Below are 13,263 nucleotides of genomic sequence, written 5' to 3' on the forward strand. Positions count from 1 at the left end.
TTTTTATAGTCTATCAAACATCTGCAAAAAATAGGGGTTGTACTACATAAAAATATTGAAAAGTCAGCATGGCAGAAATGTATTTAGGCAAATCAACCGGTAAGCCCCGCGTTGTTATTATTGGCGGTGGTTTTGGCGGTGTTAACCTAGCCCGCAAACTAAAGGGTGCCAACGTTGAAGTGGTAATGCTTGATAAGCATAACTATCATACTTTTCAGCCCTTACTTTATCAGGTAGCCATAGGTGCCATAGAAAGTGATTCTGTTGCCTTCCCTATAAGAAGGTTGTTTACCAAACAAAAAAATTTCAGCTTTCATATGGCTGAAGTACTGAACATCAACACGACAGGAAATACGGTAAGTACAACCCTTGGCGATGTTCATTATGATTATTTGGCAATTGCAACGGGTGCCGGAACCAACTTTTTTGGTAACCAGCAAATGGAGCATTTCACTATGCCGATGAAAAACCTGCCCGAAGCACTTAATATTCGTAGTCTTATTTTACAAAATCTGGAAAAGGCTGCTGTAACAACTGACCTTGCCGAGCGTAATGCCTTACTAACCTTTGTTGTGGTAGGAGGCGGGCCAACCGGTGTTGAACTTGCCGGTGCCCTTGCCGAAATGCAAATAAATATGCTTTGTAAAGATTACCCCGACTTAAAACCAGAACATATGAAGGTATATCTGGCCGAGGGTAAACCCAAGCTTATTGCAGCCATGTCTGAGCAGGCATCAGTAAAAGCAAAAGAGTTTCTGACGGAGATGGGCGTTATAATTTATAATGATGTACATGTAACCAGTTACAACGGTTTTGATTTGGAAATTGACAATGGCGTAAGTTTGAAAACCCGAAGCGTGTTTTGGGCAGCTGGCGTAAGGGGAGAGGTGCCGCAAGGTATACCTCAGAATGTTGTTTTACGTGGAGCACGTATTCAAACCGATGAATTTAGCCGCGTAAGAGGCTTTGAGAATGTGTTTGCTATAGGCGACGTTGCCGCAATGATTACAGCTCAATCGCCAAACGGGCATCCGGGAGTGGCACCTGTTGCTATACAACAGGGCGGACATTTAGCAAAAAACATTGTTAAAATGATAAATGGAACCGCACCGGAGGCCTTTGTTTATAAAGATAAAGGTTCATTGGCAACAATTGGACGTAACAAGGCAGTTGCCGATATAGGTAAATTGCGCTTTCAAGGATTTTTTGCATGGCTGGTTTGGTTGTTTGTTCACATAATGACGTTGGCGGGCTTTAGTAACAAGCTGGTTGTTTTTTGTAACTGGATAATTAATTATTTTACAAAAAACACCGACAACCGTTTAATAATACATTACTTCAATAACGAAACCATGATGACAGAACAGGTTGCCAAATAAAACGAACAAAATTGATTGCCTGAATGCAGTATTATTGTTTTGACAGCAATAGAAGATCAATTTATAGTGGTTTGAATTTTGCAATTAATGGTTTGAATTGTTTAATGATGTCTGAACATATGTTTTTAATTTTGTTGTAGAATTAAAACGTTTACTATGATACAAACAAAAGGATACGCTGCACAAAGCCCGGAAGTTGATTTGGCACCCTGGGATTTTGAACGAAGGGAAGTAGGTGCACATGACGTGCAAATTGAGATTAAGTTTTGCGGAGTTTGCCACTCTGATTTGCACCAGATCAAAAACGACTGGTTTCCGGGCATATTCCCTATGGTTCCGGGGCATGAAATTGTAGGGCGTATTGTTAAAGTGGGCGACCATGTAAAAGATTTTAAAGTTGGTGAGCTTGCTGGCGTGGGTTGTATGGTTGACTCGTGCCAGGTGTGCGAAAATTGCCAAAATGATTTAGAACAGTACTGTTTGGAAGGAAACACCCAAACCTATAACAATAAAGACCGCCAGGGCGTGCCTACCTATGGAGGATACTCAAATACCATAGTGGTGCGTGAGGAGTTTGTTTTGCATGTTTCAGAAAAGCTTGACCTCGCTGCTACAGCGCCATTGTTATGTGCTGGAATTACTACCTATTCGCCATTGCGTCATTGGAAGGTTGGAAAAGGTCACAAATTAGCAGTAGTGGGCTTAGGTGGTTTAGGCCACATGGCTGTTAAATTTGGGGTTGCTTTTGGTGCCGAGGTTACCGTTTTAAGTACATCAGCTTCAAAGGAACAGGCAGCTAAACAGTTAGGTGCTCATCATTTTGTTGTAACTAAGGATGAAAACCATATAAAAGCCGTTAAGGGTACATTTGATTTTATACTTGATACCGTTTCTGCCGATCATGACTTTGACATGTACATATCGCTTTTAAAAACCGATGGTACGTTGATAGGCGTTGGTGTGCCAAGCCAATATGTGCTACATCCATTCTCATTAATTGGCGGCCGTAAAACTATGGCCGGATCAAATATTGGTGGTATTAAGGAAACTCAGGAAATGCTTGATTTTTGCGCTGAACATAATATAGTTTCTGATATTGAACTAATTGATATTAAAGACATCACCACTGCCTACGACCGTATGCTGAAGGGCGATGTGAGGTACCGATTTGTGATTGATATTGCAACTTTGTAAATATATTCATATAAAAAAAAGGTCCTTTCATTAGTTGAAAGGACCTTTTTTTAGGTTGCTTTAAAAGCCCGACGTTTCAAAATATTGCAGGGAACTTCCCGGGATTGTTGTCATGCATTATAGTGTATATAGCTTCAATTATATCATCAACAGAGGGTTTGGTGAAGTAATCGCCATCCGATCCGTATGGCGGGCGATGTTCTTTGGCACAAAGTGTTTTAGGTGCTGCGTCAAGAAACGAGTAGCCACCCTGCACTTCGAGTACCTGTTGCAATATATAAGCCGATCCGCCGCCAGGAATATCTTCATCTACCACCAGCAGTTTATTTGTCTTCTTAAGTGAATTAACGCAATCGTGGTCTAAATCGAAAGGATAGAGTGTTTGCGGATCAATAATTTCTATATTGATTCCCATTTGGCTTAGTTCAACAGCAGCTTCTTCAACAATGCGTAACGTTGAACCATATGAGACAACCGTTACATCCGTTCCCTGCTTTACCACCTCAGCCTTACCTAATGGTACGGTGAACTCTCCAATGTTTGACGGCATTTTTTCTTTTAAACGGTAACCGTTCAAACTTTCAATCACAATGGCGGGTTCATCTCCCTGTAAAAGGGTATTATACATGCCGGCAGCCTGTGTCATATTACGTGGAACACAAATGTGAATACCCCTTAACGCATTTAATAATGCGCCCATTGGCGAACCTGAGTGCCATATACCTTCTAACCTATGACCGCGTGTACGAACGATTAAAGGAGCTTTTTGGCCACCTTTAGTGCGGTAGCTGAGGCTGGCAATATCATCACTTAAAACAGTTATGGCCCAAATCCAGTAATCCAGATATTGAATTTCTGCGATGGGTTTCAGTCCGCGCATAGCCAGACCCATACCTTGCCCAATGATGCTTGATTCGCGAATGCCGGTATCGGTTATACGTAAATCGCCAAATTTTGCCTGTAAACCTGCAAAGCCTTGGTTTACATCGCCAATGGCACCAACGTCTTCTCCAAAGGCAACAATACGTTCATCGCGTTCAAATGCAGCATCAAATGCAGCGTTAAGTATTTCCCTGCCATCAATCATTTTAGCATCATGCGCATATTGGGCAGCAATAGCTTTAACATGGAGTGGCGATAATGGTGTATCACTAAACAATTTCGAGTTGTAACGTTCCTTATTGGCTTTATTTTCTTCCGTAAGCCAGTCGGTAAGGGCCTTGCGTTCGGGTTGATGTTCTTTAGCTGTTAAGCGTAAAGCTTTGCGTATGGCACCAACTATATCGCGCCGTCCCGGGTCAACGCAGGCACGTAATGATGAAGCAACTTTGCCCAACTCTTTAACTGATGAATGTCGCGCCAGTTGTTCTATCAATGCTGCACCTTCCTTAAGTTCCGCCTTAATTTCGGCCGAAAGCTCGTTCCAAGCTTCTCGTTGACTATTCCGTACATGCTTTTTAGCAGCATCTTCCAAGTCATCAAGTTCTGCCTCGGTGATTACCGCCGAATTGATCATCCATTTGCGCATTTGCAGCAAGCAGTCATGTTCGGTTTCCCAGGCCAATCTTTCGGCAGGTTTATAACGCTCATGTGAGCCTGATGTTGAATGGCCTTGTGGTTGAGTAATTTCGGTAACGTGAATTAACACGGGTACATGTTCCGTTCTGCACATTTCAATGGCAACCGCATAAGTTTCGCAAAGGGCAACATAATCCCAACCGCGAACTTTAAATATTTCGTAGCCATTGGTGCCCGCTTCGCGCTGAAATCCTCGTAATGCTTCTGATATATCTTCTTTTGTTGTTTGCAGGCTTGCCGGTACCGAAATAGCGTAGGCATCATCCCAAACAGAAATAGCCATAGGCACCTGAAGTACACCGGCAGCATTAAATGTCTCTAAAAAAATACCTTCAGAAGTTGCTCCGTTACCAATACTGCCAAATGCCACCTCATTGCCGTTAACCGAAAATTGCTTCAAGCCCTCAAGCTCTTTATTTTGGCGATATAGCTTTGATGCATAGGCCAAACCCAGTAAACGTGGCATATGGCCACCTGTGGTTGATATATCGGCAGAGCAATTCATTGTATCGGCCTGGTTAACCATGCTGCCATCGGGGTTGGCAAAGCGTGTAGCATAATGGCAATTCATTTGCCTGCCGCCTGATGCTGGATCTTTTTCAATATCGGGATGGGCATAGAGCTGTGCAAAAAATTCTTTAAGCGTGCTCATACCTGTAGCAAACATAAAAGTTTGATCGCGATAGTAGCCGGCACGCCAGTCGCCCTTTTTGAAGGCTTTGGCCATTGCCAGTTGTGCAACCTCTTTTCCATCACCGAAAATGCCAAATTTGGCCTTTCCGGTAAGCACTTCACGGCGGCCCAGTATACTGGCCTGCCTGCTTTCGTAACCTATACGATAATCGTTTATAACAATTTGTCTAAAATCGTTAAAACTCAATTCGTGCTCTGTAAAGTTGCCGGTTGCGGGTAGTGTGCTTTCTGGCATATTAAATTTCTTTAGGCGGTAAAATTAACAAATTCTATGTTGAAAATAGTTATTGCCGCGTTTATCAAATTAACGCAAAGTAAGCACGGTTTTTGTTATGAACTTTAAACTATTAAATTATATTTGTGTCATAACTACAATCATTATGAAAAAACTAATCATACTTTGCGCTGTACTTCTGGGCTTTAGTGTTGCCGTACGCGCTCAAAGCGACTCCAAACCTGAATTTAAATTCAACGAAGAGAAACACGATTTTGGTAAAATTGCCAAAGGCAAACCTGTTACAACAATTTTTGAATTCACTAATGTTGGTACCGAACCTTTAATACTTACCGAAGTTAGACCTACCTGCGGTTGTACTATTGCCGATTACACTAAAACTCCGGTTAAGAAAGGTGATAAGGGTAAAATTTCAATTACTTACAACGCCGCAGTAGCATCACCGTTCAGCAAAACAATCGTGGTTACATCTAACGCTAAAACCCCCGTTAAAAACCTGATCATTTTAGGCGAGGTTGTTGAATCGGCGGCAAGCAATACGAAATAGTATAAACTAAATAATTTATAGAAAAGACCGCTTTTTAAAAGGCGGTCTTTTTTGTTTACAACTCTTATACTTTAATAGCTATATATCGCGCTTTGGTGCAAAATTTATATCTGGTTGCTGGATTAAGGGTATTCCAAAGATCTTAATAAGATATATGAGGCTTATGCAAATTAGTTATAAGTTCATGCTTATTGTCAGTACTTTAAGCTGCTATTAAATTTATGTTCTACACAAAATAATGTTTTGTAATTTTGGCGCATGCCAAAAATTTCAAACAAAGGCCAAACTATACCGGCTTCACCTATACGTAAATTAACCCCATTCGCCGAGCAGGCCAAACTTGACGGTAAAAAAGTTTACCATCTGAACATTGGTCAGCCTGATATTGAGACGCCCGAAGGTATGTTGAATGCTGTTAAAGGTATTGATTTCAAGGTTTGGGCTTACACAGCTTCTGAGGGTACTTTGTCGTACCGTAAAAAATTAACGGAGTATTATAATAAGCTTAATTACGGCATAAATTCATCAGACATTATAGTAACTACAGGTGGGTCTGAAGCCATAACTATAGCTATGATGACATGCCTTAACCCAGGCGATGAGGTAATTATACCTGAGCCTTTTTACGCAAACTATAATAGTTTTGCTGTACAGAGTGATGTGGTAGTGAAGCCTATACTATCATACATTGATAATGGTTTTGCGCTACCGGCAATTTCCGAGTTTGAGAAACTGATAACAGAACGTACCAAGGCTATCATTATTTGTAATCCTAATAATCCTACCGGATACCTATACTCTAAAGAGGAGATGGAAGCGTTAAAAGCTTTAGTATTAAAGTATGATTTGTATTTATTCTCTGATGAGGCTTATAGAGAGTTTTGTTACGATGGCCGTGAGTTTATATCGCCTATGCATTTGGTGGGAATTGAAAAAAACGTAATTATAATGGACACGGTAAGCAAGCGTTACAGCGCCTGCGGTGCGCGTTTAGGATGCTTAATTACAAAAAATAAAGAAGTGCTTCAAGCTGCATTAAAGTTTGCGCAAGCAAGGTTAAGCCCCGGTTTGGTAGAGCAAATTGCAGGCGAAGCAGCTGTTGATACGCCTGATGCTTACTTTGAAACGGTTAACGAGGAATATACTCACCGCCGAGATGTTTTGGTGAACGCTTTAAATAAAATGGATGGAGTTTATTGCCCTAACCCAGGCGGAGCGTTTTATGTTGTTGCCAAACTACCGATTGATAATTCAGACAAGTTTTGCCAATGGATGCTCGAAAGCTTTAGCTATAACAACTCAACAGTGATGATGGCGCCGGCAACAGGTTTTTACAGCACTAAAGGTGCGGGCGTAAATGAGGTGCGTATGGCGTATGTACTTAACAGCGCAGATTTGCAAAATGCCATGACCTGCCTTGAAGAGGCTTTAAAAGTTTATCCCGGAAGAGTTCAATAGTATTGCAAAAATGTGATGGTATACTGTGTTAATGTACTCCATCAACATTTTTAGCTAAGCTTCTTACAAAATTACCCGCACAAACACAGTGCTATGATATCAAAATTAAAAAGGGGCTATTCGCCCCTTTTTAATCCAAATTTCTCAATTTTGCTGTATAAGTGACTACGTTGTATGTCAATGTCGTCTGCAGTTTTTGAAACGTTCCAGTTATTTTTCTCAAGCTTGAACTTAATGTATTCACGCTCAGCATAGTCTTTATACTCCTGGAAGTTTTTAAACTTCTCATAATCGGTCTGAGGAGCAGCCGCTACCGGTGCGGAAGCGGTGCCTGCAGCCATAGTAACAGGTGCCGATGGGTTAGCAAATGCTCGCACATCATTATCAGTAATTACCTTATCACTTAATATAATAAGGCGCTCAATCATGTTGCGCAGCTCGCGTATGTTGCCTGTCCATGGCAGTGCTTTAAGGGCATCTAATCCAGCCTCGCTTATGCGTTTGGTTGGCATGCCATACTCGCTGCATATCTCTTCTAAAAAGCTGTTTGCTAATAACGGAATATCATCACGGCGCTCGGCCAGCGGCGGTACGTGTATTAAAATAACACTTAACCTATGGTACAAGTCCATACGGAAATTACCATCTTCAATTTCCTTTAGCAAGTCTTTATTAGTTGCCGCTACAACGCGTACATCAACCTCAATTTCCTTTTCACCACCAACACGGGTAATTCTGCTTTCTTGTAATGCACGCAACACCTTAGCTTGGGCTGAATGACTCATATCGCCAATTTCATCCAAAAATAATGTCCCGCCGTTTGCCGATTCAAATTTACCGATGCGCTGTTTTACAGCTGAAGTAAACGAGCCTTTTTCATGGCCAAAAAGTTCACTTTCAATAAGTTCTGACGGGATGGCAGCACAGTTAACCTCAATAATAGGTGCGTTTGAGCGGTTTGATTTTTCGTGTAACCAACGTGCAACCAACTCCTTACCGCTACCATTGGCTCCGGTAACTAAAACACGGGCATCTGTAGGAGCAACGCGGTCAATGGTTTCTTTGATTTTTAAGATGCCCTGAGATTCGCCCAAAATAGGACGTACTTTCGAAACTTTTCTTTTTAAAACCTTAGCTTCGGTCACTAAGCTACCGCGATCTAGCGCGTTTCTTACCGTAATAAGCAAACGATTTAAATCGGGCGGTTTTGATATAAAGTCAAACGCACCTTTTTTGCTGGCTTCTACAGCCGTTTCAACCGTACCATGACCAGAGATCATGATGAAAGGAAGATCAGGTTTTAGTGCCAAACCATCGGTAAGCACCTCAAGACCGTCCATGCGGTTCATTTTAATATCGCACAGTACTAAATCGTAATCGTTTTTCTGTATCAGTTGCAGGCCGTCAACGCCGTTGTCAACGTCTTCAACCACATAATCTTCGTATTCTAAAATTTCGCGCAGGGTGTTGCGAATTGCGCGCTCGTCATCAATTATTAAAATTTTCGCCATGTTTTTCTATTCAAAGGAGGTAGTAGTAACGGTGCTAATATAGGATTTTGTATAGTAAAACAAACACTTGGCAAATTGTTTGAAAAAAAATAACCCTTTATGCCAAAAGCATAAAGGGTTTAAATACAGCTGCAAAATTATAAGCCGGGTTTTGTGCTGTCTTTCAACAGTTTCTATCATTAATCTTGGCTTGTTATCGCTAACAGGCTCAAACAGCCTACCCATTACAGTTATACGTGAGTATACAAAGCGAGCAACTCTATTACTGTAACCTATTTGGCTTTTCAACTCCTGAGGTTTACCGCAAACATGGTTGCCCATGCAAGCCGTGAGCTCTTACCTCACGTTTTCACCCTTACCGGCTGGGCCGGCGGTATATTCTCTGTGGCACTTGCTGTCGCCCGCTGCGTGGCGCCTTCCCGTTAGGAAGCAGGATGCTCTGTGTTGCCCGGACTTTCCTCCGCCTTTTAAAGGCAGCGATAGAACATTTTGCGTTGCGAAGATACGCATTTAAGGTGCATATCTCTATTCTTTAAGTTGATGTTACGTGAGTATTAAGCATGTTTAACGCTAATTATTTTATTTAGAGTTAAAAACAATAGCAATATATTGATGGTTATTTATATAGCACCATAAACGATAGAACCTATGTTAGCATTTGATCAAGATACCTGGGCTACTGAACAGGATACACAGACCCGATTACGCCGCAGTTCTGATGATGAGTTGGACCGCGAAAGATTATTGAGAGCTGAATCTCCGGATCCTGAAGATGAGGATTACGATGACGAAGATTTAGACCTGGATGAAGATGATGATTTGGATTTAGATGAGGAAGATGACCTGGACGATGATGTTGTACCAGGTTATGACACCGACTTAGATGACGAAGATGAAGATTTGGATGATCCGTTGAGAGCCCAACTGGATGGTGATGACGATCTGAATTCAGATGATAATGAAATTCCTGAGCACGAGGAAACGAATGATCAGGATTTCGGATATCCAAATGAGCAGGAGGTACGTCAGCCTCAGGAAGGCAGCGATGGTTCATACAGCGAACAAACTGATGTTACACCACCACGCCCTCATGAGTTTCCTTCAGAAGGAAGTCCGAAAACTGATTTCAGCTCACGCCCGCAAGGTCGTACCACTGGTCGCATGGTAGGACATGAGCCAGGCACTGAAGGTATTTAAGTGATTTACTAAATAGTTTTTTATAGCCGCTTCCTGTTGGAAAGCGGCTTTTTTTTGTGTTTAGTCGTCAGTCGAGGGTTAAGGAATCTCTGAGAACAAAAAGTGTTTTGAGCTTACTGCTTTGGTTCGCTCATTGCCGCGGTGGCTATTACTTTTGGCATAGCCCCAAAAGTAACAAAAGGGCCTAGCCATGGCAATCCCTGCCACCGCTCAGGCCATACTTCCGGCCGGGTGCCATGGCGGGCCGACGCTCTATTTAAGGCTACAAAGCAGTGCAGCCTATGGTGGACAATTTACAAGGAGCGAACGAAGAAATTAAGGTGCAATTAGCAACTACGCTGTGAAAAAGACGATTAAGAGAATAAGAAATTAAACTTGTCATGCAAAAGCACTGACTCGAATTAACCGTTTTTCGCGGCATCAGTGTTTTGCGGTTAGCACAAACCTAAGTTAAAGAACAGCAGGAACGTAGCAAATAAACGTAGCCGCAAGTTTTCTTTTTGGTACTTGTTCTTTTGTATAAAAGAAAAAGTACATCCACAGGCGTAGGTGTAACCACTTTACCTGTCCTAACAGGGCACTGCAAGGAATTATAGCACCAAGCGACATTTGCCGCTTATTTTTTTCACAAGATTTAAATCGTTTTGAAAAGATTTCTCCTCAGGTCGAAATGACAGTATATATAACGCCCGACTATAATTCTAAATTAAAATACCGTCATTCCCTTCATTTTTCTAATTTTGCGTTTTCATCCATCAAAACACAATATAGTGGAGCAAGACCAACTTACTACTGTTGACACGGCCAAAGATCTTGGCCTCTTACCCGAAGAGTTTGAGCGTATAAAAGAAATACTGGGCCGCGTTCCCAACTTTACCGAGCTGTCTATATTTTCGGTAATGTGGAGCGAGCACTGCTCGTATAAAAACTCTATTAAATGGCTTAAAACTTTACCGCGCGATGGTAGCCGTATGCTGGCCAAGGCAGGTGAAGAAAATGCCGGCGTGGTTGATTTGGGCGATGGTATTGGCTGTGCATTTAAAATTGAATCGCATAATCATCCATCGGCTTTAGAACCATATCAAGGTGCTGCAACTGGCGTAGGTGGTATTAACCGCGATATTTTTACCATGGGTGCACGTCCAATTGCGCAGTTAAACTCACTGCGTTTTGGTGACCTTAACCTCGACCGTACCAAATGGCTGGTTAAAGGCGTGGTAAAAGGTATTGGTGATTATGGTAACGCGTTCGGTATACCAACCGTAGGCGGAGAGCTGTTTTTTGACGAGTGCTATAACGTTAACCCGTTGGTTAACGCCATGTCGGCCGGTATATTAATGGCTGGCGATATGGTGTCGGCTACCTCATATGGTGTGGGTAACCCGGTTTACATCGTAGGTTCGTCAACCGGTAAAGATGGTATACATGGGGCTGCTTTTGCCTCAAAAGATATAACCGAAGATTCGGTGAACGATTTACCAGCTGTTCAGGTGGGTGATCCGTTCCAGGAAAAATTATTATTAGAAGCATCGTTAGAAGTAATTAAAACCGGTGCCGTGATTGGCATGCAGGATATGGGCGCGGCAGGTATCATTTGTTCAAACTCCGAAATGTCGGCAAAGGGAGAGCATGGTATGGTAATTTGGTTGGATAAAGTACCAACCCGCCAGGAAAACATGAAGCCGTTTGAGATCCTTTTATCAGAATCACAGGAGCGTATGCTTATCGTGGTGCAAAAAGGCCGCGAAGCTGACGTACAAGCTGTGTTTGATAAATGGGATTTGAATTGCGTACAAATAGGCGAGGTTACCGATACCAAACGCCTGGAGTACTTTATGAACGGCGAAAAAGTTGCCGACGTACCAGCCGATGATTTAGTGTTAGGTGGCGGTGCACCGGTTTACGAACGCGAATACCGCGAACCAGCTTATTACGCCGAGTATCAAAAGTTTGATATCAACTCGGTGCCTGTTCCAGAAAATTTAGTAGACGTTGCTGAGCACTTAGTTGCTCATCCAAATATTGCCTCAAAACGTTGGGTAACTGACCAGTACGATAGCATGGTTGGCACATCAACCATGACTACCAACCGCCCAAGTGATGCAGCTGTGGTAGCCGTTAAAGGCACTAACAAGGCCATTGCTTTAACGGTTGACTGTAACTCGCGCTACGTAAACGCCGACCCGCAAAAAGGTTGTGCTATTGCCGTAGCCGAGGCTGCCCGTAACATTACCTGCTCTGGTGGCGAGCCGGTGGCTATAACCAACTGCTTAAACTTTGGTAATCCTTACGTGCCTGAAGTATTTTGGCAATTTGTTGGCGCTATTAAAGGCATGGGCGAAGCTTGCCGTAAGTTTGATACTCCGGTAACAGGCGGTAACGTAAGTTTCTATAACCAATCGAGCGATGAAGGTCCGGTGTTTCCAACGCCAACTATTGGTATGCTGGGCGTGCTGGATGATAAAGACAACATCATGACCGCCGACTTTAAACAGCCGGGCGACTTTATTTACCTTATAGGCCAATCGCAAAACGATATTGCTTCATCACAATACCTTGCTTCTTACCATAAAATATCAGCGTCACCAGCTCCTTATTTTAATTTAGATGAGGAGTATAACATGCAGCAGGTGATTAAGCAATTAATCTTGAGCAAGGCTATCCAATCGGCTCATGACGTGGCCGATGGTGGTTTGTACATTGCACTGTTGGAATCATCAATGCCTTTAGGTTTAGGTTTTGATATTGCTACCGATGTTGATTTCCGCAAGGATGCATTTTTATTTGGCGAAGCTCAAGGCAGGGTAGTAGTGAGTGTATCACCGGAAGAGCAAGACCGCTTTACCGAGCTGATGGCTACCAGCGAAGTGGAGTACACGTTATTGGGTACTGTAACCAATGGCGGCTTAAACGTTGATGAGGAGCTTTACGGTCACATTACCGATATTAAATTAGTATACGATAACGTTTTGCACGTAGCACTGGGCGAGTAAATGCTTGAATTAAAGCGCATACATCACATAGCCATTATTTGCTCAAATTATGAGCAAAGCAAACGCTTTTATGTTGAAATACTGGGCTTAACCGTAGTACAGGAAATTTATCGTGCCGAAAGGCAATCATATAAGCTCGATCTGGCTGTTGCAGGACAATACCAGATCGAGCTTTTTTCGTTCCCTAACCCCGCTGCCAGGCCATCACGGCCCGAGGCTGCAGGTTTACGCCATTTGGCATTTGCAGTTGAGGACATAGAAGCATCAATTTCTCACCTTAGCCGCTGGGGTGTAGCTACCGAAGACATTAGGGTAGACGAGCACACCGGCCGCCGCTTTACCTTCTTTGCCGACCCGGATGGCTTGCCACTGGAGTTGTACGAACAGCGGTAGGAGTGAGTGAGATTATCCTGTAAAAGCTGCTTGTCATCTCGAACGATAGTGAGAAATCTTTTCGAACTGACAAGCTGATCGCCTT

9 protein-coding genes and 1 other RNA gene are annotated in these 13,263 nt (G+C 42.7%); 7 read left to right on the top strand and 3 right to left on the bottom strand.

The window, feature by feature from the left end; genetic code table 11:
* The first annotated feature begins 68 nt into the window (after positions 1 to 68).
* The gene (locus QZ407_RS12380) at positions 69 to 1,379 is read left to right on the top strand and encodes an NAD(P)/FAD-dependent oxidoreductase (RefSeq protein ID WP_365335180.1); all 1,311 of its coding nucleotides are present in this window, start codon (positions 69 to 71) and stop codon (positions 1,377 to 1,379) included.
* Positions 1,380 to 1,535: 156 nt separating this feature from the next.
* Entirely contained in the window at positions 1,536 to 2,573 is a 1,038-nt protein-coding gene (locus QZ407_RS12385; RefSeq protein ID WP_295771521.1) for an NAD(P)-dependent alcohol dehydrogenase, read from the top strand.
* A 76-nt stretch (positions 2,574 to 2,649) separates the two neighbouring features.
* Here QZ407_RS12385 and QZ407_RS12390 read toward each other — a convergent pair whose 3' ends face one another.
* Positions 2,650 to 5,079: an alpha-ketoacid dehydrogenase subunit alpha/beta gene (locus QZ407_RS12390; RefSeq protein ID WP_295771523.1), complete on the bottom strand. Its 2,430-nt coding sequence runs from the start codon at positions 5,077 to 5,079 to the stop codon at positions 2,650 to 2,652.
* Positions 5,080 to 5,224: 145 nt separating this feature from the next.
* Between QZ407_RS12390 and QZ407_RS12395 the strand changes: the two genes are divergently transcribed.
* Positions 5,225 to 5,626, top strand: coding sequence for a DUF1573 domain-containing protein (locus tag QZ407_RS12395; RefSeq protein WP_295771525.1), 402 nt, complete (start codon positions 5,225 to 5,227; stop codon positions 5,624 to 5,626).
* Between the two features lie 258 nt (positions 5,627 to 5,884).
* Positions 5,885 to 7,084, top strand: a complete 1,200-nt coding sequence (locus tag QZ407_RS12400) for a pyridoxal phosphate-dependent aminotransferase (RefSeq protein WP_295771527.1) — start codon at positions 5,885 to 5,887, stop codon at positions 7,082 to 7,084.
* A gap of 116 nt (positions 7,085 to 7,200) precedes the next feature.
* Here the strand turns inward: QZ407_RS12400 and QZ407_RS12405 are convergent, their stop codons facing one another.
* Together QZ407_RS12405 and rnpB are read right to left on the bottom strand one after the other, a co-directional pair.
* Entirely contained in the window at positions 7,201 to 8,595 is a 1,395-nt protein-coding gene (locus tag QZ407_RS12405; RefSeq protein ID WP_295771530.1) for a sigma-54 dependent transcriptional regulator, read from the bottom strand.
* Positions 8,596 to 8,719: 124 nt separating this feature from the next.
* An RNA gene (gene rnpB, locus QZ407_RS12410) (RNase P RNA component class A) lies at positions 8,720 to 9,091 on the bottom strand.
* A 152-nt stretch (positions 9,092 to 9,243) separates the two neighbouring features.
* Here rnpB and QZ407_RS12415 point away from each other — a divergent pair.
* The 3 genes from QZ407_RS12415 to QZ407_RS12425 all read left to right on the top strand — a co-directional run bounded on the left by QZ407_RS12415 (position 9,244) and on the right by QZ407_RS12425 (position 13,178).
* The gene (locus QZ407_RS12415; protein ID WP_295771533.1) at positions 9,244 to 9,792 is read left to right on the top strand and encodes a hypothetical protein; all 549 of its coding nucleotides are present in this window, start codon (positions 9,244 to 9,246) and stop codon (positions 9,790 to 9,792) included.
* A gap of 770 nt (positions 9,793 to 10,562) precedes the next feature.
* On the top strand, positions 10,563 to 12,785 hold the full coding sequence (gene purL / locus QZ407_RS12420) for a phosphoribosylformylglycinamidine synthase subunit PurL (RefSeq protein WP_295771536.1): 2,223 nt from the start codon (positions 10,563 to 10,565) through the stop codon (positions 12,783 to 12,785).
* Positions 12,786 to 13,178: a VOC family protein gene (locus QZ407_RS12425; protein WP_295771539.1), complete on the top strand. Its 393-nt coding sequence runs from the start codon at positions 12,786 to 12,788 to the stop codon at positions 13,176 to 13,178.
* The last annotated feature ends 85 nt before the right edge of the window (positions 13,179 to 13,263 follow it).

It is taken from the genome of uncultured Mucilaginibacter sp., from assembly GCF_913773635.1.
Taxonomy (GTDB): domain Bacteria; phylum Bacteroidota; class Bacteroidia; order Sphingobacteriales; family Sphingobacteriaceae; genus Mucilaginibacter.